Origin of the sequence: Acidovorax bellezanensis, assembly GCF_025421555.1 — a bacterium.
GTDB classification, from domain to species: Bacteria; Pseudomonadota; Gammaproteobacteria; order Burkholderiales; family Burkholderiaceae_C; genus Comamonas; species Comamonas bellezanensis.
This window is the reverse complement of the sequence record NZ_JAODYH010000012.1, coordinates 24,969-50,005: the sequence shown is the minus strand read 5'-3', so window position 1 is coordinate 50,005 and position 25,037 is coordinate 24,969. Positions and strand designations below refer to the sequence as shown.

The 25,037-nt window shown below is 64.3% G+C and carries 24 protein-coding genes and 1 riboswitch; of the genes, 7 read left to right on the top strand and 17 right to left on the bottom strand.

The window, feature by feature from the left end:
* Positions 1-45: 45 nt before the first annotated feature.
* The 5 genes from N0K08_RS19315 to N0K08_RS19295 are packed head-to-tail and all read right to left on the bottom strand — an operon-like array spanning position 46 to position 3,149.
* A complete protein-coding gene (locus tag N0K08_RS19315) occupies positions 46-597 on the bottom strand; it encodes a pilus assembly PilX family protein (protein ID WP_261502031.1) in 552 nt (183 codons plus the stop codon).
* The gene (locus tag N0K08_RS19310; RefSeq protein WP_261502030.1) at positions 594-1,664 is read right to left on the bottom strand and encodes a PilW family protein; all 1,071 of its coding nucleotides are present in this window, start codon (positions 1,662-1,664) and stop codon (positions 594-596) included. The genes N0K08_RS19315 and N0K08_RS19310 overlap by 4 nt, the downstream gene beginning before the upstream one ends.
* Positions 1,661-2,254: a type IV pilus modification protein PilV gene (pilV, locus tag N0K08_RS19305; protein ID WP_261502029.1), complete on the bottom strand. Its 594-nt coding sequence runs from the start codon at positions 2,252-2,254 to the stop codon at positions 1,661-1,663. Before pilV ends, N0K08_RS19310 begins: the two co-directional genes overlap by 4 nt.
* A 5-nt stretch (positions 2,255-2,259) precedes the next feature.
* The gene (locus tag N0K08_RS19300; RefSeq protein ID WP_261502028.1) at positions 2,260-2,745 is read right to left on the bottom strand and encodes a GspH/FimT family pseudopilin; all 486 of its coding nucleotides are present in this window, start codon (positions 2,743-2,745) and stop codon (positions 2,260-2,262) included.
* Complete coding sequence (locus N0K08_RS19295) at positions 2,736-3,149, bottom strand: type IV pilin protein (RefSeq protein WP_261502027.1); 414 nt, start codon at positions 3,147-3,149, stop codon at positions 2,736-2,738. The genes N0K08_RS19300 and N0K08_RS19295 overlap by 10 nt, the downstream gene beginning before the upstream one ends.
* A gap of 673 nt (positions 3,150-3,822) precedes the next feature.
* Here N0K08_RS19295 and N0K08_RS19290 point away from each other — a divergent pair.
* Positions 3,823-4,581, top strand: coding sequence for an MHYT domain-containing protein (locus tag N0K08_RS19290; protein ID WP_261502026.1), 759 nt, complete (start codon positions 3,823-3,825; stop codon positions 4,579-4,581).
* A gap of 50 nt (positions 4,582-4,631) precedes the next feature.
* On the top strand, positions 4,632-5,663 hold the full coding sequence (locus N0K08_RS19285; protein ID WP_261502025.1) for a P1 family peptidase: 1,032 nt from the start codon (positions 4,632-4,634) through the stop codon (positions 5,661-5,663).
* Positions 5,664-5,830: 167 nt separating this feature from the next.
* Here N0K08_RS19285 and ettA read toward each other — a convergent pair whose 3' ends face one another.
* Positions 5,831-7,492: an energy-dependent translational throttle protein EttA gene (ettA, locus tag N0K08_RS19280; RefSeq protein WP_261502024.1), complete on the bottom strand. Its 1,662-nt coding sequence runs from the start codon at positions 7,490-7,492 to the stop codon at positions 5,831-5,833.
* A gap of 254 nt (positions 7,493-7,746) precedes the next feature.
* On the opposite strand from ettA, the gene N0K08_RS19275 reads away from it, so the two are divergent.
* On the top strand, positions 7,747-9,585 hold the full coding sequence (locus tag N0K08_RS19275; RefSeq protein ID WP_261502023.1) for a DEAD/DEAH box helicase: 1,839 nt from the start codon (positions 7,747-7,749) through the stop codon (positions 9,583-9,585).
* A 260-nt stretch (positions 9,586-9,845) separates the two neighbouring features.
* The gene (locus tag N0K08_RS19270; protein ID WP_408642981.1) at positions 9,846-11,618 is read left to right on the top strand and encodes a M14 family metallopeptidase; all 1,773 of its coding nucleotides are present in this window, start codon (positions 9,846-9,848) and stop codon (positions 11,616-11,618) included.
* 37 nt (positions 11,619-11,655) lie between these two features.
* Here N0K08_RS19270 and cobF read toward each other — a convergent pair whose 3' ends face one another.
* From cobF to cbiE, 4 genes are read right to left on the bottom strand one after another with little or no spacing between them, the layout of a single operon-like run.
* Positions 11,656-12,405 carry a precorrin-6A synthase (deacetylating) gene (gene cobF, locus N0K08_RS19265; RefSeq protein WP_261502021.1) on the bottom strand — a complete coding sequence of 250 codons (750 nt, stop codon included), beginning with the start codon at positions 12,403-12,405 and terminating at the stop codon, positions 11,656-11,658.
* On the bottom strand, positions 12,405-13,199 hold the full coding sequence (gene cobM / locus N0K08_RS19260; protein WP_261502020.1) for a precorrin-4 C(11)-methyltransferase: 795 nt from the start codon (positions 13,197-13,199) through the stop codon (positions 12,405-12,407). Before cobM ends, cobF begins: the two co-directional genes overlap by 1 nt.
* Before the next feature lie 42 nt (positions 13,200-13,241).
* The gene (locus N0K08_RS19255) at positions 13,242-13,652 is read right to left on the bottom strand and encodes a cobalamin biosynthesis protein (protein WP_261502019.1); all 411 of its coding nucleotides are present in this window, start codon (positions 13,650-13,652) and stop codon (positions 13,242-13,244) included.
* The gene (gene cbiE / locus N0K08_RS19250; RefSeq protein WP_261502018.1) at positions 13,649-14,842 is read right to left on the bottom strand and encodes a precorrin-6y C5,15-methyltransferase (decarboxylating) subunit CbiE; all 1,194 of its coding nucleotides are present in this window, start codon (positions 14,840-14,842) and stop codon (positions 13,649-13,651) included. The genes N0K08_RS19255 and cbiE overlap by 4 nt, the downstream gene beginning before the upstream one ends.
* Here cbiE and N0K08_RS19245 point away from each other — a divergent pair.
* A complete protein-coding gene (locus N0K08_RS19245; protein ID WP_261502017.1) occupies positions 14,841-15,587 on the top strand; it encodes a cobalt-precorrin-6A reductase in 747 nt (248 codons plus the stop codon). The genes cbiE and N0K08_RS19245 overlap by 2 nt on opposite strands.
* Positions 15,588-15,603: 16 nt before the next feature.
* Here N0K08_RS19245 and cobJ read toward each other — a convergent pair whose 3' ends face one another.
* From cobJ to N0K08_RS19215, 6 genes are all read right to left on the bottom strand, one after another.
* Positions 15,604-16,386 (bottom strand): precorrin-3B C(17)-methyltransferase, encoded by a 783-nt coding sequence (cobJ, locus tag N0K08_RS19240; RefSeq protein ID WP_261502016.1) that lies wholly within the window; start codon positions 16,384-16,386, stop codon positions 15,604-15,606.
* A 10-nt stretch (positions 16,387-16,396) separates the two neighbouring features.
* On the bottom strand, positions 16,397-17,137 hold the full coding sequence (cobI, locus tag N0K08_RS19235) for a precorrin-2 C(20)-methyltransferase (protein ID WP_261502015.1): 741 nt from the start codon (positions 17,135-17,137) through the stop codon (positions 16,397-16,399).
* A gap of 11 nt (positions 17,138-17,148) precedes the next feature.
* Complete coding sequence (locus N0K08_RS19230; RefSeq protein ID WP_261502014.1) at positions 17,149-17,778, bottom strand: precorrin-8X methylmutase; 630 nt, start codon at positions 17,776-17,778, stop codon at positions 17,149-17,151.
* Positions 17,762-19,024 carry a nitrite reductase gene (locus N0K08_RS19225; protein WP_261502012.1) on the bottom strand — a complete coding sequence of 421 codons (1,263 nt, stop codon included), beginning with the start codon at positions 19,022-19,024 and terminating at the stop codon, positions 17,762-17,764. The genes N0K08_RS19230 and N0K08_RS19225 overlap by 17 nt, the downstream gene beginning before the upstream one ends.
* Before the next feature lie 209 nt (positions 19,025-19,233).
* Positions 19,234-19,470: riboswitch (cobalamin riboswitch) on the bottom strand.
* Positions 19,471-19,580: 110 nt separating this feature from the next.
* The gene (locus N0K08_RS19220) at positions 19,581-19,712 is read right to left on the bottom strand and encodes a putative transporter small subunit (RefSeq protein WP_261502011.1); all 132 of its coding nucleotides are present in this window, start codon (positions 19,710-19,712) and stop codon (positions 19,581-19,583) included.
* 35 nt (positions 19,713-19,747) lie between these two features.
* Positions 19,748-21,367 carry a sodium:solute symporter family transporter gene (locus N0K08_RS19215; protein ID WP_261502010.1) on the bottom strand — a complete coding sequence of 540 codons (1,620 nt, stop codon included), beginning with the start codon at positions 21,365-21,367 and terminating at the stop codon, positions 19,748-19,750.
* 632 nt (positions 21,368-21,999) lie between these two features.
* On the opposite strand from N0K08_RS19215, the gene N0K08_RS19210 reads away from it, so the two are divergent.
* Positions 22,000-22,974, top strand: coding sequence for a Bug family tripartite tricarboxylate transporter substrate binding protein (locus N0K08_RS19210; protein WP_315968017.1), 975 nt, complete (start codon positions 22,000-22,002; stop codon positions 22,972-22,974).
* 32 nt (positions 22,975-23,006) lie between these two features.
* A complete protein-coding gene (locus N0K08_RS19205; protein ID WP_261502009.1) occupies positions 23,007-24,047 on the top strand; it encodes a porin in 1,041 nt (346 codons plus the stop codon).
* Between the two features lie 160 nt (positions 24,048-24,207).
* On the opposite strand, the gene N0K08_RS19200 is transcribed toward N0K08_RS19205, so the two are convergent.
* Complete coding sequence (locus tag N0K08_RS19200; protein WP_261502008.1) at positions 24,208-24,963, bottom strand: IclR family transcriptional regulator; 756 nt, start codon at positions 24,961-24,963, stop codon at positions 24,208-24,210.
* Positions 24,964-25,037 lie beyond the last annotated feature (74 nt).

The following is a 25,037-nucleotide window of genomic DNA, read 5'->3' as shown; positions in this document are numbered from 1 at the left end:
TTCAAGAAAGGGTCAACAGCGTATGGCCTGGGCCAGTCGCGGTCTTCAGCAATTGGCACCAGGGTCCACGCGCTGCGTCACGCCCTGGATCAGGGTTGCTGCAGGCTGGGTGGAATTGGGTGGGGTGGCTGTGGCTTCGATGTTCCACAGGGAAGCGGAACACAAGGAATTTCCGGAAGGCGTCGAACCCACGATGCCCGTGTTCTGCGCGGCTCCGCTGGAAAAACACAGCTGGTCGGCGGCACTGTCCACATCCAGATCGACACTCTTGACCGGCTGCACGGCGATGCAGGTCGGCACTACCTTGACCGTGTAGACAGACCCGGCCTTGCCGCTGTCATTGATATCCACCTGGATCGTCTGAGAAACCGGCAGCTTCGTGAAGTCGTAGCTGATGGTTTCTTCGATGGCGTGCTGCGCTGAAGCCGCTGCTTCGTTTTGCGTTTGCATGTTGCCCACCACCTTGGTGTTGACGTTGGTCACCTTGACGGCAGAGGCCACCACCAGCATCAGCACCACGAGAAAGATCATGGCCACCAGCAGGGTGACGCCTCGCTGGCGAGCGCCAAGCCGGCGGCAGGCAGGAACACGGGTCATGGCAATTCTCTCAAGCCGGAAGGATTGTTCAGACGCGCCACCGTGCTGTAGGCATGGCGCTTGTAGCTGTCGTTGAACGGACCCACAGTGGGTGCGCCCAGGCCCAGGTGGTAGGTACGATCGTCCGTCCAGCCACCGGTGGTTTCCGTATTGCGTGCCAGCAGGTTCACGCGCACCGCCATGACATTGGCGCGGTTGGCCGCCACGATGCTCCAGTCGTAGGCAGTCGCTGGCGGCACGCACACACTGGCGTCGATCTGCGCGGGAGCCGGAGCATCGGGGTTGCTGACATAACAGTCTGGAGAACCGTTGCCGTCGGTGTCGATGCCGAAATCGAACTGCAGGTTTTCTATGCCCTCGACCAGCGGAGTGATGGTCATTGTGCCCCCGACATATTCAGCCACCTTCAGCGTCGGAATGGTGTCTTTGCCGCATTCATGGCAGCTGCTGACGAAATAGATGCGTTGGATCGCCTTGCGCACCTGCGCCAGATGGGTGTCGCTGCAGTCCTTTTGCATCAGGGTGAAATCGGCCGCCTGGGCGCCGGCGGCTGCGGTGAATGACTTAGTGTCTTTCTGGCAGGTGGACACCTGCACATAGGCTTCAGTGGCGCTGGTGCTGGCCGGCGCCACGGGCTGCACGGCCACGCGTGTCAGCAGCAACATGTCCGTACCTGGCTGGACATTGGTCACGCAGCCTGGTGTCGCCGTGAGCAATTGCACGGCCAGCGGCAAGGTGCTGGTCGCATAGCCCAGGTCGGCGACGCTGGCGGGGCAGGCCACGGGTGCGACGCGATCCCAGCTGTACAAGCCCGAGGTCCCCAGGAAGCCTGCCAATGCGATGTCTTCGCTCAGCACCTTGAGCGCATAGCGGCCGTTCTCGATCTGGCGTGCGCTTTTATCCAATTCGCTGCGGTTGGCGATGGTCGAGACGACCAGCGCCACCAAGGCCGCCACCAGCAGCAGGCCGATCGCCATCGCCACCATCAACTCCACCAGCGTGAATCCTTGCACGCCGTGTGCCGACGGCCGCTGCACGGCCCTGGCTGAAGATCCGTGCGCGCTCATGAAAGGACTCCAATCTGCACCTTGGTCGTCACCACGCGATGCAGTCGATCATCGCCGAATTTGCCACTGCCGCAGGGAAACGTGGAACCATCCTCGATGGTGGGCGCCGCCGTGCGCGCCAGGCCTTGCCAGGCCACCGCGATGAGATACGTATTGGGGGCTTGCTGCACGATGCAGCCGACAGCGCCCAGCATGGCCCCGACCTGGGTGCCGGACTTGAGCACTTCAGCCTGCCCCTTGATGAGACTGTCCCATGCCTTGAGGTCGGCCACGGCCTGTGCTTGCTGCTGCGCGCTGCCCAGGGCACAGGCCGGCACGGCGGTGGTGGGGTTGGCCCCCGTGCCCAATTGCACGCCCGTGGCGGAATTCGAATAGCACAAAGCCACCTTGCGGTTGGCGTTCATGCGTTCCGCCATGTCTTGCACCAGCTCCAGCGCCTGTATGCGCTGGAACGACTCCAGCTCGGCCATGTGGGAGCGGCTGCTGACCGCCGTCAGCCCCAGCAGACCCAACAGCAAGATGACCAAGGTGACGAGAATCTCGATCAGCGTCGCGCCCTGGTGGCGCCTGCGGGCAAGGAATGGATGCATGGTGTTCACGAGCATGCCCCTTGGGCACTGGTAGGCAGGCCGCTGAGATCGATGCGGATGCAATGCGTGGCGGCATCGTTTGTCGCATCGACCGGCTTGACGGTGAATTTCGTGGCCCCCGAGGCGAGGCGGCCGTCACGTCCGTAAGCGACGGCGCTGAGATTGTTGGAATCGGAAATACTCAGGCGTGCCAAGGACTCCTGGCGGCCAAAGGTATTGGTGTCATCCGTCACGGACCAGCCTGAATTCCACGTCGAACCGCTCCTTTTCAAGGACACGGTCCCGCTCTGGGTAATCGCCTGGCTGCGCGTCTGCACGAGTGCCGCCATCAGCTGGAACGATGCATTGCGCACGCGCTGCTTGGCCACGAAGTCGTGAAACGAAGGCAATGCCAGCGCGACAAGAATGGCCAGAACGCTGATCGTGACCATCAGCTCGACCAAGGTGAAGCCACGCAGGGACGTGGCCCGACGGCAGCGATTTACCAGCATCCGCCCACCCCCTTCGCGCCCGAAGCCGTCTTGGTACCCGCTTCGTCAATGGTCAGCGTACCGCAGCCGCTGTCATTCGTGGCCTGTGAGCCTTTGGGTGCCGCCGTGGCCGTGAAACCTGGCGGCGTGGTGCCGCTCTTGGGCGCCGTGGCGATGGTGTAGTTTTTGCTGACTTCCGTCGGCGGGACCAGTTGCAGCGCATTCAAATCCGAGGCAAAACTGCGCGCATCCAGCAGATAGCGCTGCTGGCGGCTGCTGACCTCCAGCAAAAAAGATTCAGCGGCGGCGCGATTGGATCTGACGAGATATGAGGCGTACGCTGGATAGGCTATCGCGGCAAGAATGCCCACGATGGCAACGGTCACCATCAGTTCGATCAAGGTGAATCCCTTGCTGCGCAACATAGTATTGTCCCCAACTGTCGAACGGTGTATCGACATGCTTCCGTGATTATGCAGATATTCCCCATGCACCCTGAAAAAAACAAACTATCGGGCATGCCACCGTGGATTCCCGGGAATTTATTGAACGATTCTCAATTGAGACTCTCGATAAGAAAATCAAATACTTGCCGCTGATTTTTAAACGACTCCGTCTCTGCATAGTCGACCGTCAACGGGACTGAGCCCAGGGCTCTTCCGTAAACCCCGACCAAAATTGAAACAATTTGCAACATTCCTGCGATGCGGGGCAGACGTCTCCTCCCAGCGGGCGCGCAAGGCGGCAGGTCTGGAGTGGGGTAACCCGTCGCTGCCGTGATGCAGCAGGCTACAGGCGACCAGGTGTTGCACTGGGCACCAAAACAGTCCCATGCGGGCACATCAACCTGGCCCCCAAAAGCCCTTGCACGGATTGGCGCCACCCTGGCAATGCACCGCATCCATTGAATACATCAATAGAGATCCATGCCTTTAATAGCTACCAACAATAATCGCGAATAAACATTTTATTAAAAATGTTATTAAACGAAAAATTTAATTCATTTGGTATCTTCTGTTTCAGAAACCTCTGGTGCACCCATGCACCCATGCACCCATGGCCCGACAAAGCGTCCCCCGCATTCTTGAAGGAGCAACCATGAACGAAGTGATTCAAACGACGTACAGCGCGCCGTTGGTGATTCTGGCTTACCTGATCTCGGTCGTAGGCTCGTATGCGGCACTGTCCGCAACGCATCGAATGCAAGCCCAATCCAGCAAGAGCAACCTGGTCCATCTGAGCATTGCAGGCATTGCCTTGGGCGGGATTGGCGTGTGGTCCATGCACTTCGTCGGCATGCTGTCTCTGAAGATGGACATCGGTCTGGGCTACTCCATGATCGAAACCGTGATCTCCCTTGTGGCCGCATGCGCAGCAGCAGCCTGGGCGCTGTCCATCGTCGCCAAGAACCCGCACAGCTGGAGCCGCCTGGTCTCCGCCGGCGCCATGCTGGGCTTGGGTGCCGCCACCATGCATTACCTGGGGATGTACGGCATGCGTTTTGGCGGTTATTTCGTCTGGTCCCTGGATGTGGTCGCCATCTCGGTCCTGATTGCCATTGTCGCGGCCACCGCGGCGCTGTGGCTGGCCTTCAATACCAGCAGTGCCATTGCGCGCATCGGTGCGGCGGCGGTGATGGGACTGGCCGTGTCCGCCATGCACTACACCGGCATGTCGGCCGCGGAGTTCATATGCACCACCACCAACCGACTGGCAATCCCCAGCAGTCCTAGCGTGATCAGCGTGATGGACCTGCCTTTGCTGGTGATCACGCTGGCCGTGGGCATGGCTTGCACGATTGCCGCCGATCTGCTGTTTGACCCGCAGCGCAACCGCCTGCAGACGCCACGCCACTGAGCCGCCGGCGCGCCCGGGCAGCCCGGGCCGCGGCTGTCCATAATGGCGCCATGAGCCTCTCCTCCCCCTCTTCCTTCGCTGATCGCTGCGCACGCGCAGACGGCGGCATCACCCGCGTGCAAGGCATCGAAGTCGGCCACTACACCGACGCGCGACGCCCCACGGGCTGCACGGTGGTCATGGCGCGCGCGGGCGCGGTAGGCGGCGTCGACGTGCGCGGCGCGGCGCCCGGCACGCGCGAGACCGATCTGCTGCACCCCACGAATCTGGTCGAACAGGTGCATGCCGTCATGCTGGCCGGCGGCAGCGCCTGGGGGCTGGATGCGGCCACCGGTGCCGTCCAGTGGCTGGAAGAGCACGGTGTGGGCCTGGATGTGCATTACGCCAGACTGCCCCTGGTGCCGGCCGCGGTGCTGTTTGATCTGGGCGTGGGCGATGCCCGCATCCGCCCCGATGCGCAGGCCGGTTACGCCGCCTGCGCGGCCGCCAGCAGCGCGGCGCCTGCCGAAGGCAATGTAGGCGCGGGCACGGGAGCCTGCGTGGGCAAGGTGTTCGGCATGGCGCGCGCGATGAAAGGCGGCATAGGCACGGCGTCCGTCACGGTCGACGGCGTGACCGTGGGCGCCATCATTGCCTGCAACGCGCTGGGCGATGTGCTCGACCCCGACACGGCCCAGGTCGTCGCCGGTGCACGCAGCGAAGACGGCCGGCAACTGCTCGACACGCGCCGCGCCCTGCTGCGCGGTGACGCGCCCCGCCCCATCCTGGCTGGCAGCAACACCACCATCGGCGTGATCGCCACCGATGCCCGCATCACCAAGGCCCAGGCCCATCGCCTGGCCGTGGTGTCCCACGACGGCCTGGCGCGCGCCATCAACCCGGTGCACACCATGTCGGACGGCGACACCTTGTTCACGCTGGGCACGGGTGCGAGCGGAAAAACCCTGGGCATGATGACCCTGGCCACCATGGCCGCAGAAGCCACGGCCCTGGCCACCTTGCGCGCCGTGCTCTGCGCGCGCAGCCTCACCACCGCCGAGGGCTTGCACCTCCCCGCCGCGGCCGATATCGCCGCACCATGAAAAACAGGCTCCACAAGGGAGCCTGTTTTCTTAGCGTCGATCAACGACCCACGCAACTGGAGCAGCCCAGCAAGGGGACACCGAGCAAGGGCCGCCCCGCAGCGATGGTGTCGCCCCCCTCCACCGAAGGATGAGAGGGGGGAGCCGCGAAGCGGCTCAGGGGGTGCTTACTTGAGTGCCTTGAAGCGCATGCGCTTAGGCTTGGCGCCTTCTTCGCCCAGACGGCGCTTCTTGTCGGCTTCGTATTCCTGGTAGTTGCCGTCAAAGAACACCCATTGCGAGTCGCCTTCAGCGGCCAGGATGTGGGTGGCAATGCGGTCCAGGAACCAGCGATCGTGGGAAATCACCATCACGGTGCCCGCGTATTCCAGCAGCGCGTCTTCCAGCGCACGCAGGGTTTCCACGTCCAGATCGTTCGACGGCTCATCGAGCAGCAGCACGTTGCCGCCCTGGATCAGCGTCTTGGCCAGGTGCAGACGGCCGCGTTCACCACCGGAGAGGTTGCCGACCTTCTTTTGCTGGTCCTGGCCGTTGAAGTTGAAGCGGCCCGCGTAGGCACGCGAAGCCATCTGGAACTTGCCCACGTTGATGATGTCCAGGCCGCCGGAAATGTCTTCCCAGACGGTCTTTTCGTTGGCCAGCGAGTCGCGCGACTGGTCGACGAAAGCCATCTTCACGGTGGAGCCGATGTCGACCGTGCCGCTGTCGGCCTGTTCCTTGCCGGCGATCAGCTTGAACAGCGTGGACTTACCCGCGCCGTTGGGGCCGATGATGCCGACGATGGCGCCCGCAGGCACGTTCATGCTCAGGTTGTCGATCAGCACGCGGTCGCCAAAGCTCTTGGTGACCTTGTCGAATTCGATGACCTTGCTGCCCAGGCGCTCGGCCACAGGAATGAAGATTTCCTGTGTTTCGTTGCGCTGCTGGTATTCGTAATCGCTCAGTTCCTCGAAGCGGGCAATACGCGCCTTGGACTTGGCCTGACGACCCTTGGAGTTCTGGCGCACCCATTCCAATTCCTTCTTCAAGGCCTTGGCGCGGGCTTCCTCGCCCTTGTTTTCCGCTTCCAGACGGTTGCCCTTTTGCAGCAGCCACTCGGAGTAGTTGCCCTTGTAGGGAATGCCGTGGCCGCGGTCAAGTTCCAGAATCCACTCGGCGGCGTTGTCGAGGAAGTAGCGATCGTGGGTGATGGCCACGACGGTGCCGGTGAAGCGGTGCAGGTACTGCTCCAGCCAGTCCACGGATTCGGCGTCCAAGTGGTTGGTGGGTTCGTCGAGCAGCAGCATGTCGGGCTTGGACAGCAGCAGCTGGCACAGGGCCACGCGGCGCTTTTCACCACCCGACAGCTTGCCGATGATGGCGTCCCAGGCGGGCAGGCGCAGCGCGTCGGCGGCGATTTCCAGCTGGTGCTCGGAGTCGGTGCCGGCCGCGGCAATGATGGCTTCCATCTCGCCTTGCTCGGTGGCCAGGGCGTCGAAGTCGGCATCTTCTTCCGCGTAGGCCGCGTAGATTTCGTCCAGGCGCTTGCGCGCGTTGTTGACTTCGGCCAGGGCTTCTTCCACCGCTTCGCGCACGGTGTGCTCAGGGTTGAGCTGGGGCTCCTGGGGCAGATAGCCGATGGTCAGGCCAGCCATGGGGATGGCTTCGCCTTCGATCTCCTTGTCCACACCTGCCATGATTTTCAGCAGAGAGGATTTCCCGGAGCCGTTAAGGCCCAGCACGCCAATCTTGGCACCGGGGAAAAAGCTGAGAGAAACGTCCTTCAAGATCTGCCGCTTGGGCGGCACGGTCTTGGTGACATGGTTCATCGAAAAAACGTATTGGGCCATGGATTTGTCTGTTGATTCTTCAAAAACTGGGCAAGAAAATGCTTGCACGCCAGCCATGATTATCGGCGCATGCGACAATACCCTGAGTTACGGGCTCCAGTTGTCCGTAACATCAGCATTCCAGCTGGGGACAATGGACGCAGTGCCGGGCTCCCATCTTTGAACCTCATCTGCCTAGGACTGGCCGGCAACCGCCCAAAGGTTGCCACGACAGGCTGATACCCCCCGCGCCCAGGATGGGCGCATCTGACCAAATGACATTTGAAGAACTGAACCTGGCTCCCGCCCTCCTGAAGGCCGTGCTCGAACAGGGTTACAACTCGCCTACGCCTATCCAGGCCCAGGCCATCCCTGCCGTGCTGCAAGGCCAGGACCTGCTGGCCGGCGCGCAAACCGGCACCGGCAAGACCGCTGCCTTTGCCTTGCCCATGCTGCATCGCCTGCTGCAAAGCGAACCCGCGACCAACAAGTTTGGCAACAAGGGCGTGCGCGCCCTGATCATGACGCCTACCCGCGAACTCGCGGCCCAGGTCGAGGAATCGGTGCGCGGCTATGCCAAGTACCTGGACAACATCAGCTCCACCGTGATCTTCGGCGGCGTGGGCATGAACCCGCAGATCGACCGCATCAAGCGCGGCGTCGACATTCTGGTGGCCACTCCCGGCCGCCTGCTGGACCTGCAGCAGCAAGGCTTCCTGGACCTGTCCACGGTGCAAATCCTGATCCTGGACGAAGCCGACCGCATGCTCGACATGGGCTTTATCCATGACGTCAAAAAGGTTTTGGCCCTGGTGCCCAAGAACAAGCAAAGCCTGCTGTTCTCGGCCACGTTCAGCGACGAAATTCGCGAACTCGCCAACACCCTGCTGAAGAACCCGCAAAGCATCCAGGTCACGCCCAGCAACACCACGGTGCAGCGCATCACCCAGGTGATCCACCCCGTGGGCCGCGGCAAGAAGAAGCAAGCCCTGCTGCACATCATCCAGGAACACGACTGGAGCCAGGTGCTGGTGTTCACGCGCACCAAGTTCGGCGCCAACAACGTCGCCGACTTCCTGACCAAGAACGGCGTCAACGCCATGGCGCTGCACGGCAACAAGAGCCAGAGCGCACGTACGCAGGCTCTGGCCGGCTTCAAGAGCGGTGACATCCGCGCCCTGGTCGCCACCGACATCGCTGCCCGCGGCATCGACATCGACGAGCTGCCCCACGTCGTCAACTACGAAATCCCCAACGTCTCGGAAGACTACGTGCACCGCATCGGCCGCACGGGTCGCGCCGGTCGTGAAGGCCAGGCCGTGAGCCTGGTCTGCATGGACGAAGAAGGCTTCATGATGGACATCGAGCGCTTCACCAAGCAGGAGATCCCCGTCCAGCTGCTCGAAGGCTTCGGCCCGGAAGAAGGCGAAAAGGCCGAACCCATCGCCATGGGTCGCCAGACCATCTGGGGCGGTGCCGGCAAGCCGCCTAGCCGCGACGTGATGCAGGCAGCCGCCAAGGCCGCCCGCACCGAAATGATGGACCGCATTCGCGCCAACAAGCCTGCAGCGGGTGACCGCGGCGGCAAGCCCCAAGGCAACGGCGGCGGCAAGCCCCGCGGTGCCTCGCAGGCACCTGCAGGCAACGGCGAAGGCCGCGGCCCCCGCAGCGCCAACGGCCCCCGTGGTGCAGCTCCTCGCGGCGCGGCTCCACGCAACAACGGACCCCGCCAAGGCGGCGAACGCCACAGCGATGCGCGCCACGACGACAACCGCGGCCCCTCCAGCCGTCCGGCCCGTGGCGACGGCGGCAATGCCCGCTTTGACGACCAACCCCCTCGCGCCAACGCGCACCTGGGCACCCAGATGGGTCGCCCCATGACGCCCCGCGCTCCTGCCGGCGGCGGTCAGCCTGATCCCATGCGCACCAGCGTGGACAGCATGGCCGAACGCGGCCGTCGCACCGGCGGCTTCCGCAGCGGCGGCGGCGGCGGTGGTGGTGGATTCGGTGGTGGTGGCGGCCGCAGTGGCGGCGGCGGCGGCGGTGGATTCGGCGGCGGTCGCAGTGGCGGCGGCGGCGGTGGCCGCAGCGGTGGCGGCGGTTTCAGCCGCTAAGCCCCTGTGACAATGTTCCCGGAACCTGCTGCAGCGCAGCGGCTCCGGGATTTTTTTTGCCTGCCGCGCAGCCGACCTGCCCGGTCCTGGGACCTCCATGGTGAGCGGCCGCTGACGGACCTGTCCGCCAGTTCCCTGTGGGAATCTGCGCACAGGCGTTGTCCGCTGACACGTTGCATACGCTTGCGGCGGGTAACATCTTTGAACCTCTGACGCTCACTAATCCGGGCGCCTTTCGGAATACAAAGGCCTACCTCACCATGAAACCACTTCCCGCTCCCGTTGGCTTGCCCAATCGCACGCCGCAGATGTCCTGGACGGTGCGTCTTTCCGCCATCACTGTGGCAGGCCTTCTTGCGGCCTGCAGCAGCACGCCTTTGCCACCCTGGCCAGGAACGTCCGCCGGTCCCGTCGCTGCCACGCCTTCCAAGGCGCGGCCCGCGGCGCAGCCTGTAGAAACAGCCCAGAGCCAGCCCATCGCCCCCCCACGTTCCATGGCGCCCCTGCCCTACAGTGCGGCCGTGGCGGCGCGCTTTCCCGACCCTGCGGTGCACTACGCGACGCCAGGCCTGGAAGACGGCCGCAGCAACTTCACCACGCAGGCTGAGATGGCCCAATGGCTGCGCCAGCTGGCCAACCGCTCGCTGGGCAGCGGCACGCTGCTCGGACTGGTCACGGCCGGCACCTCGCAACGTGGCGAACCGATTCAGGCGCTGGTTGCCACCCGCGCCAAGAACATCACGCCCCAGGGTCTGGACGCCGTCAACCGGCCCACGGTGCTGCTCGTCGGCCAGCAGCATGGCGACGAGCCCGCGGGCAGCGAAGCCTTGCTGATCATTGCCCGCGAACTCGCGCCCGGTGGGCTGCTCGAACCGCTGCTGGCGCGCATCAATGTACTGATCGTCCCGCGCGCCAATCCCGACGGTGCGCTCACCGGGCTGCATGCCACCGCCAACGGCGTGGACATGGAGCATGACCACCTGCTGCTGCGCACGCCCGAGGCCCAGGCATTGGCCATGCTCACGCGCGACTATCGCACGACCGTCGTGCTCGATGCGCATGAGTTCGTCGTCGCCGGCCCCTATCTGCAGAAATACCAGGCCCTGCGCGGCCAGGACGTCCTGCTGCAATATGCGGGCACGCCCAACGCGCACGAGTTCATTACCAAGGCCGCCCGCGAATGGCTGCAGGAGCCGATGACGGCCGCGCTGCAAGGCGCAAAGCTGAGCAGCGACTGGTACGCCACCACCTCCGCCGACCCCAAGGACCTGGCCTTGTCCATGGCCTCGATCGCGCCCGACAGCCTGTCCAATACCAATGCGCTGCGCAATGCGCTGGGCATGATGGTGCAAACGCGCGGCATCGGCATCGGCCGCACCCACATCCAGCGGCGCGTGCACAGCCAGGTCGTTGCCATCAGCAGCGCCTTGCGCAGCACCGCCGAACGCGCGCCCGACCTGACCAAAGTACAGGCTTACGTGGGACGCGACACCGCGGCCCAGAGCTGCCGCCAGCAGCTGGTGGTGCAGGCGGCGCAAACACCCGGACAGCGTGAAGTCACTTTCCTGCACCCCCAGACCGGCGCCGATTACACGATCAAGGTCGACTGGAATTCCTCGCTGGCCCTGCGCTCGCTCAAATCCCGGCCCCGGCCCTGCGGTTACTGGCTGTCGGCCGAAGCGGGGGCCGCCGTCGAGCGACTGGAACAGCTGGGCCTGCAGGTGCTGCGTGTGGCGGAATCCGCGCCGCTGATCGCCGATACCTACACGCCCACGCCTCAGGCACAGATGCCCCTGGCGACGGCCGGCAACGCGCGCCTGGTGCAGGTCACGCCCACGCGCGGCGCCGTCGATGCCGCGCCAGGCAGCTTCTACGTGCCCATGAACCAGTCCGGCGCCCACCTGGTGGCCGCGGCGCTCGAGCCCGACACCGAATACAGCTTCTTTGCCCAGCACCTGATCGGCAACCTGGGCGATGTGGCCCGGGTCATGGCCAGACCCGCGCTGGTGTTCGAGGAAGACGTCGGCGACTGAGGCCTGCAGGACTCGCCCGCATGGCTTGCGGGCGAAGTCAGTGCCTGCGCAACAGGTAGATGTCCATGATCCAGCCGTGCGCCTGGCGCGCTTGCGCGCGTCGCGCCGTGATGCGCTGCGCCATGTCCGCAAGCCTGCCTCGCATCAGGATTTGCTGCGGCATTCCCAGGTAGGCGCCCCAGTAGATATCGACATCCGGCTCGCTCACCTGTTCATACGAGCATTGCCCGTCGAGCATGACGACCAGGGTGTCCACGCCCCGCGGCCAGCCGTTGTCGCGCAGCTGGCGCCCGGTAGTCACCAGAAAGGGCGCGCCTATCGCGTTCAGCGCAATGCCGTGCGCGCTGCACAGCACTTGCATCGAAGTGATGCCCGGCACCACATGCACCTGCTCCTGCGCCAGCCCCAGGCGCGCGGCAATGCGCAAGGTGCTGTCGTACAAGGCCGGATCGCCCCAGACCAGCAGGGCCACGCGCCCTTTGCCCGAGGGCAGGTGCGCCGCCAGGCTGGCTTGCCAGCGCTGTGCAATCGCGTCATGCCATTCGTCGACCTGCAGCTCGTAATCATCGCCTTGCTGGCGGCGCTGGGGCATGTCGAAATGGGCCACGCGATCGCTGGCGACCGCAAGGCTTTGCAACAGCGACAGGCGCACCTGCGCGAGCTCGGCCTTGTTGTCTTCCTTGTGCGGCAACAGCACCAGATCCGCGCCGCGGATCGCATTTTCCGCTTCGCGCGTGATGTGATCGGGGTTGCCCGTGCCTATGCCGATCAGAAACAGTTGCAGCATCAGGCGCCCTCGCTGCCTGTGGGAAACCGGGGCTCATCGCCACGCGGGCGGTAGCGCCGGTCGTAATCGTTGGCGTAGAGCCGGCTCAGGCCGAAGTCCTGCTGGCTGAGCGTGGGCCCGACCAGAATCAGGGCACTGCGCTGCAGCGCATTGGCCTGCGCGGCCGCGGCAATCTCGCCCACGCAGGTGCGCACCAACAGTTCATCGGGCCAGGACGCCCGCCACACGATGGCCGCCGGGCAGTCCGCGCCGTAGTACGCCAACAGCTCGGCCTGCACCTGCTCGGCCGCATGCACCGACAGATGAATCGCCAGCACGGCGCCCGTGGCCGCGAATGCGGCCAGGGTCTCGCCGCTGGGCATGCCCGATGCGCGGCCCGAGGTGCGGGTCAGCACCACCGACTGGCACGATCCCGGCAAGGTCAGCTCCACGCCCAACGCCGCCGCGGCCGCGCTGAAAGACGGCACGCCGGGCGTGACCGTGTACGGAACATCGTGTTCGCGCAGGCTGCGCAACTGCTCCCCCATGGCCGACCAGATGCTCAAGTCACCCGAATGCAGGCGCGCCACATCCAGCCCCTGGGCATGGGCCTGGCGCATTTCGGCCACGATGTCTTCCAGGGACATGGGCGCGGTGTTGACCAGGCGCACGCCCTGCGGGCAATGCGCCAGCAATTCGGTCGGCACCAGCGATCCGGCATACAGGCAGACGGGGCTGGACGCCAGCAGATCCCGTCCGCGTACAGTGATAAGGTCGGCCGCGCCGGGGCCGGCGCCAATGAAGTGAACTGTCAAGAAAGACCTCCTGTTTCCAATAGATGAGAACGTGTTTGCGATCTAGGGCAGCCCGGCAACGGCCAGCGTGGCGTGCCGGTCCGCGGACACGATGCGGCGCAGGATCAGACGGCTGTCGGCATGCGCCCTGGCGGCATGCAAGGCCAGCGCTTCCGATACGCTGCCGGTCGCAAAGCGCTGCAGCAGCCGTTCGGACACCGACGGTGTGGCCACCTGCCGGATGGCGGCTTCCGCGCAGCTCAGCCAGACCGCTTGCGGCATGGCGACAGCGGCCCAATCCTGCAACGCGCTCGCGCCCGGTGTCTGCGCCTTCGAAGCCAGCAGCGCAAAAGTCCAGCCGCCAGGCGCACTGCCCGGCTGCGCCAGTTGCTGGCATGCCTGCTCCCAGCAACTGGCAAACGACGAGGGCTGCGCCCCGGCCCGAAAGCCCCAGCCGGCGAACCAAGGCCTCATGCTTGCCATGCCCACTGCACCACGGGCCGCGCCGCGCTCCACGACTGCATGCGCCCCAGCGGTACGGCTTCGCTCCATTGCAGCTGCAGCAATTGCCCGCCATGCACGCGATGCAGCTCCATCAGCAGCGCCTGGGTCTCCAGCGCCACCGCATTCACCACCAGGCGCCAAGGGCCGGTCAGCCGCGCGCGCAGCGCCTGGAACAGTTCCCTGTCGAAACCACCACCGACAAACACCGCCTGCGGCTCGGGGCTCAAGCCGGCCAGCGCAGACAAGGCCTCGCCGTGCACTACCTGCAACGCCGCCGCGTAGCGCGCGGCATTCTCGGCAATATTGGCCACGCGGGCTGCATGCTGTTCCACGCAAACGGCCTGACCGCCCGCCAGACACCATTCGATGGACACCGAACCCGAGCCCGCGCCCAGATCCCACAAGCACTCCCCCCGGCGCGGCGCCAGGGCGGCGAGCGTCATCGCCCGCACGGGGCTCTTGGTGATCTGGCCGTCATGGGCAAAGGCGTCAATGCCGCGGCCCGGCACCTGCATCAGGCCGTTGCCGCCGCGCGCCTCGAAAGCCGCAGCCACCGGAGCGGCCACCGGCTCGTCGATCAAGCTCCTGGCCAGCTCCTCGGCCGTACCATGGCGAATGCGCTGCTCGGCACTGCCGGCCTGCGACACCAGCCACATCGGGCTCTCGCCCCAGGCGCGCGCCTGCAACCAGGCCGCGATGCCTTGCGCCGCCGCGCCGTCGCGCAGCAGGCAGATGAAACGCTGGCCCGCCGCCAGCAATGGCGTCAGATGCTCGAAACTGCGCGCATGCAGTCCCAGGCAATGGCTGTGCTCTTGCGACCAGCCCAGCGCCCCGGCAATCCATGAAAATGTGGACGGCTGCGGATGGTTGCGCCATTCGCCCACGTCCAGATGCCTGGCCAGCGATGCGCCCGCGCCAAAATGGAAGGGATCGCCCGACACCAGCACAGCTACCCGCGTTTGCCCGCGCAGTTGCAGCACCGGCTCCACGCTGAACGGCAGGGGCCACGGCCGGCCGCGCGCGCCGACCTCGGCCAATGCCAGGTGGCGCGGACTGCCGAACACCAGGCTGGCATCATCCAGATCCCGCCTGGCGGCGGCGCACAATCCCTCCAGACCCGAAGGATGAATACCGATGATTGAAAGCCACGGATTGGCCATGACCAAAGTTCTCCTGTTAGGCGGCACGTTCGATGCCCATGTTCTGTCCACCCTGCTGCATGCGGCAGGCGTGCAGGCCATTTATTCGTATGCGGGCGTGACGCAAACCCGTCGCACCCCTGCCCTGCCCACGCGCGTCGGCGGCTTTGGCGGTGTCGCCGGTTTGACGCAATACCTGCAACAGCAGCGCATCAGCTATGTGATCGATGCCACCCACCCTTTTGCCGCGCAGATGAGCCGCAACGCCATCAGCGCCTGCAGCGCCTTGGGCATTCCCTTGCTGTCCATGGAGCGCCCCGCCTGGCAAGCCACGCCCGCGGACCAATGGACCCACGTGCCCGACATGGAGGCTGCCGCACAGGCATTGGCGGCGCATGGGCCGCGCGTTTTTCTGGCCATAGGCCGCAAGCAACTCGCGGCCTTTGCGGACCAGGCGGCCTGGCACCACTTCGTGCTGCGCGTCGTCGATCCACCCGATGCGGCCTTGCCGCTGCCCGCAGCCAGCTACGAACTGCTGATCGCGCGCGGCCCGTTTCAGCTGGACAATGAACTCGCGCTTTTGCAGCGCCATGGCGTGGACTGCATCGTCAGCAAGAACGCCGGCGGCGCCGATACCTACGCAAAAATCGAAGCGGCGCGCGCGCTGGGCATTCCGGTCATCATGGTCGATCGCCCGCACCTGCCCGCGCGCAGGCAATGCGAAACGCCGCAGCAGGCCATGGAGTGGCTCGGCAGCCAGCGCTGAGGGCATCAGGCCCGTTTCATTCATGGGCGGGCAAGCCGTAGCTGCGCGGCGTGTAGACATGCTTGCCCACCTGGCGCGTCAGACTGTTGCCGACGATGACCACCGTGCGCATATCGGCCATGTCGGCCGTCACGGCATGCAGCGGCAGCACCTTGAGCGTCTCGCCCGGCCGGCTCACGTTGCGCGCAAAGCAGATCAGCCGCTCTGGCTCGCATTCTTCGCGCAGCACCGTGAGCGCCCGCACAAAGCCTTCAGGCCGCGATGTGGAGCAGGGGTTGTAGAACGCCATGGCGAAATCGGCTTGCGCCGCGAGCCGGATACGGCGCGCAATCACCGCCGCCGGCTTGAGGTTGTCCGACAGATTGATGGTGCAAAAATCATGGCCCAGGGGCGCGCCAAGACGTGCAGCGGCAGCCAACATGGCGGTGATGCCGGGCTGCACCTCGATGTCCACGGCGGCCCAGCGCGCCTTGTCTTCGGACGCGGCCGACTCCAGCACCTCGAACACGGCGCTGGCCATGGCGAACACGCCCGGGTCGCCCGAGGACAGCATCAGCACCTGCCGGCCTTGCGCAGCCAGATCCAAGGCCTGGCGCGCGCGCTCCAGCTCCTCGCGGTTGTCGCTGGCATGCAATTGCAGGTGCTCCATTCCGCCCAGGCGCGCGACATAGGGGAAATAGCCAAAGGCATCGGTGGCGCTGGCGATGCTGGCACGCACCTGCTCGGTCAGCAGCGCGTCGTCTCCCGGTCCCAGTCCCACTACACACAGGCGACCACGCCCTGGCGCTGAAGTATTCATACTCCTGCCCTCACATGTCGTTGGCCGGACGCCGGCCCTGGCCGTGCACGATCACGATGGAAAAATACGGGCAGGGCTCGGGCGCATCGCGCAAGGGCATGACCTGCTGATCGGCCATGGTGCCATTGATCACCAGCCAGGCCTGGTCCAGCTTGCCCGACTCGGTGAGCAGCGTGCGGATGCGGCCCATATGGCGGCCCACCTTCATGATGACCAAGGCATCGGAGCGCTCGATGTGCTCACGCAGCGGCACATCGGGCAGCGTTGCCGGCAGCACGCTCATCACATCGTCGCCCCAGGTGATGGGCAGCCCCGTGGCGTGCCAGCAGCCCACCATGCCGGGAATGCCCGGCAGCACTTCCACCGGCACCACGCCGGCTTGCTGCAGGCGCACATACAAATGCATGAAGGAGCCGTAGAAGAACGGGTCGCCCTCGCACAGCACCACCACGTCCTCGGTACGCGCCAGCTCCGTCAGGCGCGACTGCCACTCCAGATAGAAATCGGACAGCTGCGCCACGTAGCGCGGGTCATCGTGTGGAATCTCGGTCGTGAGCGGGTACTCCATGGCGTACTCGTTCACCTCGCCATGCAGCATGCCATCGACCAGTTGCCGCGCCTTGCCTGGACGGCCGCGCTTGCGAAAATAGGCCACATGGCGTGCATTGCGCAGCAGACGATCGGCCTTGACGCTCATCAGTTCCGGATCCCCGGGGCCCAGGCCCACGCAAACGATTTTTCCGCTGTTCATCGTGGCCCCCTTCACTCGACCGACGTGGCCAAAGCATTCACTGCCGCCACCGTGATCGCCGATCCCCCCAGACGCCCTTGCACGATGGCAAACGGGATCTGGCCCCAGGCACGCAGCGCGTCCTTGGATTCCGCCGCTCCCACAAAGCCCACCGGGCAGCCGATGATGGCCGCGGGCCGCGGACAAGCCGGGTCTTCCAGCATGTTGAGCAGGTGAAACAAGGCCGTGGGCGCATTGCCAATGGCCACCACCGCACCGCCCAGATGCTCGCGCCACAGCTCCAGCGCGGCGGCGCTGCGCGTATTGCCCATCTGCGCGGCCAGTTCCACCACGCGCGGATCCTGCAAGGTGCAGATGACGGCATTGTCGGCAGACAGGCGCTTGCGCGTAATACCTTCACTGACCATGCGTGCGTCGCACAGGATGGGCGCGCCGCGTTGCAGCGCCGCCTCTGCCGCCTCGGCAAAATCGGGCGAGAAATGGATGTGCGCGGCGAGCTCCACCATGCCGGCGGCATGGATCATGCGGCAGGCCACGCGCTCTTCCAGCGCCGTGAAGCGGGCCAGATCGGCCTCGCTGCGAATGATGCGAAACGATTGCCGGTAAATCTCTTCACCGCGCATTTCATAGGTGTAGGTCATGGAGTAGTTCTTGTATTTTTTCCGGCGCTTCGGTATGCGCCAGAGAGGAAATAGGTGGGCCCGGACGGGCGCGCTGGTCCACGGCACTGGCGTTCAGCAACACTTCGCCGCCAGCGCCCCGGCTGGCGTAGAGCACGCCCGAGGCATCCGCAGCCAGCGCGCAAAACTTGGCGCAGCCGCTCACATGCAGGTGCTTGTTCTCTGCCACCTGGGCAGCCAGTGCCAAGGCCATGGCCTGGGCCGGTATCAGGGCCTGGGTGCAGCGCGGCGCGCCGGTGCAGGCGGAAACCCGCAAGCGCACATCGTCAGGCTGCGTGATCCAGTGCGCCGGGTCCAGCCGCGCAATGTGCGATTCCATGGCGGGCGCGTCCACGAGCAGGGAACGCCAGGCCGTGACCCGGATAGCGGTGTGCGCCGGCAGATCGCTGGCCAGCTGGTGCATCGCGGCCGCATCGATGCGCCCCAGCGGAGCCGCCATCACCCAGCCCTGGCCTGCATGTTGGCCGGGAGAAAGGGCTTGGGCGGGGCTGCCCCCATCGGCTACAGCCGCCCGCCGCTGCGCCGCCCGCAAGGCGGGCAGATCCGGCTGGCGATAGGGCAAAAGGCCGCGCAAGCGGGTGGGCGCGGGAGTGATCGTCGCGCGCGCGCTGGCGAACCAGAGAGCGACCTGCACGGCCGCCTCCACCGCATCTTGCGCGTGCGCAAAGCAGTACCAATCCGCCGCGTCGCCGAGCGCCAGGCAGTAGCCTTGATCCGCGGCCACCCACAAATGCAGGTCCGCGGCGATGCTTTGCATGTGCCGGTCCGGGTCGTCCACCAGCAGGCCAAACTTGCCGGGCAGGGCCGCCACGGCCTGGCGCGCAAGCGCGTGGGGACTCAAGCGCTCGACCACTGCCGCCGACAGCCATAAGGCCAAGGCATGGGTCGCATCCCCCGAGCGGTACAGCGGCGTGCAATGCACGGCGGGTGCCAGATCGGCATCCGCATCGACAGGCACCAGCTGCGCCGCGATCAACTGCGAGCGCACCTGCTGCGGCTCGCTGACGCCGCGCAGCTGCACATTGCCCAGCCGCGTCAACTCGATCTGGGAATGCGCCTGCGACAAGGCGAGCTGCGCCAGCAGCCGCCATTGCGCGGCGCTGATGGAGGCGCAATGGGGGCGCACGCGCACCATCCAGCCGTCTTGGGCGCGCATGGGCTGCCACGCGCTGGGGCACCAGCCCTGGACCTGGATGGCATCCGTCATCGCCCGGCCCCACGCAAGACATGCCGCAGCCCGCCGTGGGCGCGGCATACCCCTGCCCTGGCGGACAGATAGCCAGATCCTTGCAACATGCAAAATCAATCGTCAGTCTGGCCGATTCCCGGGCCGAATGAATGAATTGTGCAGAGGGGTGGAAACTGAAGAAGTCGGCTGTACAGACAGCCGCCCGCCAAGTCACAGGCACTCCCGCTGCGTCTTGTTCACATCAGGCCGGTCTCCGGACTTACAGAGCTCAACCCAGGGGGGCTGACGCCTGGATACACCTTCCCGCTTGCGCAGTGGCGGCCATTACCGTGGGCAATGGCTTGTATACAGACACTCTGATTACCGTTGCGGGTGCAGTGCAGGGCTTGTGGAGATCCACTCACCTGCTTCCCGTTTCATTTCAGGCGTAGAACACGCCAAGAAACACCTGTGATCGCTGCGAATCTTACGCTATCTCGGGCTGCCCCAAACCGGTCGTTCGCACGCCAGGAAAAACGGGCCTGCCCCTTGCAGGGCAGACCCGTTGTCGGCATCCGGCGAGAGCCGCCAGGGCTCAGACCAGGCTTTCGCCCCTGGCCTTGGCCGCGCGCATGTCATGCCAGACACCGCCCGACAGCACCAGCAGCACAATGGCGGCCAGCGCCGGCCAGACCAGAACATACAAAGTCAGCAAAGAAGTGTTCATGGGAATATCTCCTGTCAAAAAACGATGGAAAGAACTCAGGCAGCCTGAAAATTCGTCACGCGCTGGCCGATCAGCGCGAAGTCAAAACGCTGGGCATTGCGCAGGCTGATCGCCGTGCAGACGATGGCGCTGACGCCATAGGCCAGCAGCGAACTCAGCAGCACGGGGTAGTCGCGCATCTCGCCCCAGGCCCAGGGCAGCACGGCCAATGCCGCCAGCAGGCCGCAGACCATGCCCACGCGCCTGCCCAGCAGGCCAAAGGCCATCAGGCCTATGACCACGCCCGCGCCCACGCAGGCCACCAGCTCCAAGGCATAGGCCGTGCCACCCGTCAGCGGCAACCAGGCAAAACGCACCGACAAGAAGACCGCGAAGGCCGCCAGCACCGACCAGGTGAAAGCGCTGTTGTTCACGCGATCCCAGTAGAGGCTGACGATGACCGGGAACACGATCGCGCCCCACAGCGCGCCGACAAACACCAGCATGGACAGGATGTCGAGCCGCAGGTAGGAAAAGCCCACGCCCAGCGCCGTGGCCACGAGCATGGTCAGGCGACCGATCCAGACCATGCGCCGTGGATCGGGCTTGCCCCTGGCCAGGTTCTTGCCATACAGATCGGTCATCACGATGGACGCCAGGGCCGCCAGGTCAGAGTCGGCCGTGGACGACAGCGAACCAATGATCAGGATGAAGAACAGGCAGATCAGGGCCAGCGGCAGATAGGTGGCCGCCATCTGGGGCACCAGGTTGTTGAGGTCGCCGCCCAACGGAACAATGCCGGCGAGCAAGGCCAGAAAACCCAGGATGCCCAGGCCGATCACAATCGCGCCGTAACCCAGCGTGGCCGTGATGAACGTCGGCTTGATCAGGTCTTCACGCACCGCGAACAGGCGCTGGGCAATGGTCTGGTTACCGATGGCATAGGCCAGCACCGCCACAAAGTAAGGCGCGCCCTGCTCCAGAATGGCTTTCTTCGAGAAGAAGTCGGCCTGCTCGGCATCCAGCCGGTGCCAGCCGGTGACGAACAGCTCCGCCCCGCCCAGCGTGTAGAACATGAAGGGAATGATGATCACCGCGGCCAGGATCATCGCCACCAGCTGCACGAAATCCGTCAGCACCGAAGCGCGAAACCCCGACCACAGCGTGTACGACAGCACGCCCAGGGCCACGATCAGCACGCCTTGCAGGAAACTCAGCGGCGAGAGCATGGACACCAGCGCGCCGGCCGCGGTGAAGTTGACCATCAGGCTGATCACGCTGCCCAGCACGTTCGACAGCGCCAGAATCATCTGGCTGCAGCGCCCGTGGCGTGCGTGCATGATCTCGGCCAGCGTGTGCGCATGGGGCGCCACTTCCCTGAAGCGCCGCCCGAAGGGGTAGACGAACATGATCATCAACGCGCCCCAGAAGCCGTAATGCAGAGCACCCGAAAGGCCGTACTGAAAGCCCGAGCTGGCTGCCGCATAAATCGACGCGGCCCACACCCAGGTGGCGGTCATGCTCGCCGCCGACATGCCGAAGCCTATCGATCCGTTGGAAGTCATGTATCCATCGGCACTCTCGTCTTTCCGCCCTATTCGCAAGGTCAGCAAGAAAGAGATTCCGTAGAAGCCCAACAACAAAAGAAGGACAGTGGTCAGCGATAGCTGGTGCATGCATGCTCCGGTTCAGCTTTCGCGGCGCAGCCCCATAGGCGTGGCAGCACTGGGCATGCATGCAAGAACTTGCATAGACGGCCAATGCCCACGGAGGCTGCGCTTCGCCTGCCCATGGCATGGACAGGCCGTAGGGCGAAAGCAATTCAATTGTGAAAAATGTCCGGGTTGGAGAGCCTGCAAACAGGCCCGTCCAACGCTGGCAGCCAGTCAAGGCTGGGGACAGGGGAAATACCACGCAAGGTGGTCAAAGAAACGGTGGCTAGAAAGACCTGGTCAGCGACGGCATGTGATGCCTCACGTGTTTTGCAGCGGGTGCAAAATCGTGTGCTGTGAACAGAAAGCACCTGTTTCTCAGTAAGCCCATAAGGTTACACCGACCCGCCGCTCATGTCAAAGCGACGGGCATTCCAGGGCCTGACGCCCTGCGCGAGATCCACGGACGTCAGCAGCCGCAGGCCGCCGACGTCCCGCCTCGATGGGGCGAAAAATCAGTACAAACACCGAGTATTCCCATCAGGTGAGAAAAGTCTTTTTCTCCTCGCCGCCCGCTCCCCGACTCCCCCTAAATTCCGCTCATCGCAAAAAACATTCAAGCGGATATTTCTCAACCAATTCAATGGAGACAAGAAATGCATTACTTCAACCGTCGACAATTCTCCAAGATATTGGCAGGCACGGGTATCGCATTGGCCACGGGACAAAAGGCTTGGGCGAATGGCGCACCCATGCGCATCGTCGTGCCTTTTGCACCAGGCGGCGGCGGCGATGTATTGGGCCGTCTCTTTGCCGAGAAAATGGCGCCTCTGCTGGAACGCGTCATTATTGTCGAGAATAAACCGGGAGGCAGCACCACCATAGGCACGGACGTTGTGGCGAAGTCCAGGCCTGATGGAAATACCATTTTGCTGACCATTCCCCTGCTGCTGCAAACTTCTTATCTCTTCAAGAAACTCCCCTACGATCCGCTCAAGGATATCGTGCCGGTAGTGGACCTGGTCAAAAGCCCTTTGTGGATTGCCGTCAGCACCCAGAAAACCCAGGCCACCAATATCGCCGAACTGGTCAAGGAAGTCAGAGCCAATCCCAAGACCCATGTCTATGGCTCCATCGGCAATGGATCCTCCTCCCATATTCTTGGCAACCACCTCAACAAAGTGGCCCAGCTGGACATGCTGCACGTGCCCTACAAAGGCTCGGCCCAGGTCAGCATGGCGCTGGCTTCGGGCGAAGTCACCATGACCATCCTGGATCTGGTGACGCTGGGGTCGCTGCTGCCTACGGGCAAAGTGAAACTGATTGCGGTCACGGGGGCCGAGCGGTCGGCATTGACGCCCGATATTCCGTCCTTGGCCGAGCAGGGCTACCCCGGCTTCGAGCTGCCGACCTGGGCGGGATTTTTCGTCCCCAAGAACACCCCTGCCGACATCGTTCAAAAAATCCACAACGTCACCGTCAAAGTCATCAACTTGCCCGAAGTGCAGCCGCGCCTCAAGGATCTGGGCTATGTGGGCGGCGGCAAATCGCAGCTGGAATTTCAAAAGCAGGTGGATGAAGAAAACATCCGCTGGGGCCGCCTCATCAAGGGCAGCGGCATCGAGATCTGAGTCGGAAAAACCATACAAAGAGGAGACAAGCCATGAAAACCAAAATGACAGCACTGGCATTCGCCGCAGCCGCACTGGCCCCTGCCGCCTGGGCCCAATCCCAGGTGACGCTCTACGGCATCATCGACACCAATATCGAATACCTCACCCACACGCCCAAGAACGGCGGCGGCTCCAGCTCCCTGCTGCGCATGGGGAACTCCGGCCTACAAGGGCCTCGCCTGGGATTTCGCGGAGCCGAGGATCTGGGCGGCGGCCTCAAGGCCGTCTTCACGCTGGAACACGGCTTCAACTCGGACACCGGCACCAATGCCGATACCACCCGTTTCTTCAACCGCGGCGCTTTCGTCGGGCTGGAGAATGCGAACCACCGAGTCACCCTGGGCCGCCAGTACACCTCGCTCTTCGACGGCCTGCTGTATGTCGTGCCCTTGGCCTATTCCGGCGCCTATGAGCCGTTCAGCCCTCTGCTGGGCGGTCTGCGCAACGACAACTCGGTCAAATACCGCTTCAACATGAACGGCTGGGGCGCGCAGCTGCATTACGCTTTTGGCGAGCAGACTTCATCCAAATCCTCCAATGCCGCCTGGGGCGGGAATGTCAGCTACGGCAGCAAGCAGCTGAACGTCGCCCTGGCCTATGACCAGCAAAACGGCCTGGACGTCAATGGCGCGCATCCGCTCGCTCGCAAGACGGCGCTGGGCGCGGCCTACCAGCTCACGTCCCAGCTGCGCCTGTCCACGGGCTATCGCTGGGGGCAAAACAAGAGTGCCGTCGGTGCAGTGACGCAGCGCGATGACTTCTGGTGGCTGGGCGTGAATTACCAGCCCACAGGCGTCTTGACCTTGAACGCGGCCTACTACCAGCAAAACATCAAGACAGCTCCGGGCAACCCGGCGGATCCCAAGCAGCTGACGCTGCAGGCGATCTACGCGCTCTCCAAGCGCACGGATCTGTACGCCGCCCTGGCCCATGCCAAGAACGCCGGTGTGAACTTCGCGGCGCTCAACACCTTGGGCGGCAACGCCAACAGCCAGACGGGCGCGGCCGTGGGTATCCGCCACCGCTTCTGACGTCTTTCGGCGTTGCTTCCAACCCTCTTCGGCGCCTGGTGGGGCAAAGGCTGAAGAGGGTTTTTTTCATCGCCGGGCCGCCCCAAGATGAAAAAAGCCCCCTTGGGGGGCAGCGCAGCTACGCGAAGCGAGCAAGCGTGGGGGCCATTATTCATTCCGCTCAGCTGACCTGCGCCACTTCGTTGAGCAGCAGATCGGCAATGTGCCGCAGACGCTCGGGGCTGGAGCGGTGCTGGGACACGGCCACGCTGAGTCCGGCCCACCAGCTTTGCGTCATGGGAAACGCACAACCCACGCCGTTCGAATCGATCAGTACGTCCGAAACTTCCGAGTAGCCCACGGCGCGGGCTTGCAGCACGGCTTTCTTGATGGTGGTGATGGATTGGTGGTTGCGGGAATACTCCGCTTCGTGCCTGGACAACACGCTGTGGACTTCGGCATCGTCCATTTGCGCCAGCATGGAGATACCGCAGGCACTGGCTCCCAGCAGCCGTCGAACTCCCACCTCGACCACATAGGCCTTGGTCGGGTGCCCGCCTTCCACCCGGCTCAAACAGACCACGTAATCGCCGCTTCTGACCATCAGGAACACGGCATCGTCGGTGATGCGCGCCAGCCGCAACAAGGTGGGGCGAAAGCGCTCCGACAAGGCTTCCATTCCGGCGGAGGAGAAGCCCCACTGCAAAGTCTCCATGCCCAGGCGATAGGCCTTGGACGTGCCGATCTTCTCCACGAACCCCTCCTCCAGCATGCATTGCAGCAGCCGGTGCGCCGTGGATTTGTCAATGTCCGACAACTCCACCAACTCACTCAGCCGGATGCCGCTGGCATGGTGCGCGCCCACCATTCTCAGCAACTGCAAGACCTTGGCGGCGCTTTGGGTGCCGGTGATCGCTGCTGTTTTTTTCTCACCCATTGGGAAATTCCATGTTTTCACGTTGTTGAAATAAGGCAAACCAACTCAAATCAAAGCCAGCCCAAGGGAAAGCA

Bases quoted from the DNA above. Each gene is read 5' to 3' on its own strand.
- N0K08_RS19315 (WP_261502031.1), bottom strand. From the start codon at position 597: ATGACCCGTGTTCCTGCCTGCCGCCGGCTTGGCGCTCGCCAGCGAGGC.
- N0K08_RS19310 (WP_261502030.1), bottom strand. From the start codon at position 1,664: ATGAGCGCGCACGGATCTTCAGCCAGGGCCGTGCAGCGGCCGTCGGCA.
- pilV (WP_261502029.1), bottom strand. From the start codon at position 2,254: ATGCATCCATTCCTTGCCCGCAGGCGCCACCAGGGCGCGACGCTGATC.
- N0K08_RS19300 (WP_261502028.1), bottom strand. From the start codon at position 2,745: ATGCTGGTAAATCGCTGCCGTCGGGCCACGTCCCTGCGTGGCTTCACC.
- N0K08_RS19295 (WP_261502027.1), bottom strand. From the start codon at position 3,149: ATGTTGCGCAGCAAGGGATTCACCTTGATCGAACTGATGGTGACCGTT.
- N0K08_RS19290 (WP_261502026.1), top strand. From the start codon at position 3,823: ATGAACGAAGTGATTCAAACGACGTACAGCGCGCCGTTGGTGATTCTG.
- N0K08_RS19285 (WP_261502025.1), top strand. From the start codon at position 4,632: ATGAGCCTCTCCTCCCCCTCTTCCTTCGCTGATCGCTGCGCACGCGCA.
- ettA (WP_261502024.1), bottom strand. From the start codon at position 7,492: ATGGCCCAATACGTTTTTTCGATGAACCATGTCACCAAGACCGTGCCG.
- N0K08_RS19275 (WP_261502023.1), top strand. From the start codon at position 7,747: ATGACATTTGAAGAACTGAACCTGGCTCCCGCCCTCCTGAAGGCCGTG.
- N0K08_RS19270 (WP_408642981.1), top strand. From the start codon at position 9,846: ATGAAACCACTTCCCGCTCCCGTTGGCTTGCCCAATCGCACGCCGCAG.
- cobF (WP_261502021.1), bottom strand. From the start codon at position 12,405: ATGCTGCAACTGTTTCTGATCGGCATAGGCACGGGCAACCCCGATCAC.
- N0K08_RS19255 (WP_261502019.1), bottom strand. From the start codon at position 13,652: ATGAGGCCTTGGTTCGCCGGCTGGGGCTTTCGGGCCGGGGCGCAGCCC.
- N0K08_RS19245 (WP_261502017.1), top strand. From the start codon at position 14,841: ATGACCAAAGTTCTCCTGTTAGGCGGCACGTTCGATGCCCATGTTCTG.
- cbiE (WP_261502018.1), bottom strand. From the start codon at position 14,842: ATGGCCAATCCGTGGCTTTCAATCATCGGTATTCATCCTTCGGGTCTG.
- cobJ (WP_261502016.1), bottom strand. From the start codon at position 16,386: ATGAATACTTCAGCGCCAGGGCGTGGTCGCCTGTGTGTAGTGGGACTG.
- cobI (WP_261502015.1), bottom strand. From the start codon at position 17,137: ATGAACAGCGGAAAAATCGTTTGCGTGGGCCTGGGCCCCGGGGATCCG.
- N0K08_RS19230 (WP_261502014.1), bottom strand. From the start codon at position 17,778: ATGACCTACACCTATGAAATGCGCGGTGAAGAGATTTACCGGCAATCG.
- N0K08_RS19225 (WP_261502012.1), bottom strand. From the start codon at position 19,024: ATGACGGATGCCATCCAGGTCCAGGGCTGGTGCCCCAGCGCGTGGCAG.
- N0K08_RS19220 (WP_261502011.1), bottom strand. From the start codon at position 19,712: ATGAACACTTCTTTGCTGACTTTGTATGTTCTGGTCTGGCCGGCGCTG.
- N0K08_RS19215 (WP_261502010.1), bottom strand. From the start codon at position 21,367: ATGCACCAGCTATCGCTGACCACTGTCCTTCTTTTGTTGTTGGGCTTC.
- N0K08_RS19210 (WP_315968017.1), top strand. From the start codon at position 22,000: ATGCATTACTTCAACCGTCGACAATTCTCCAAGATATTGGCAGGCACG.
- N0K08_RS19205 (WP_261502009.1), top strand. From the start codon at position 23,007: ATGAAAACCAAAATGACAGCACTGGCATTCGCCGCAGCCGCACTGGCC.
- N0K08_RS19200 (WP_261502008.1), bottom strand. From the start codon at position 24,963: ATGGGTGAGAAAAAAACAGCAGCGATCACCGGCACCCAAAGCGCCGCC.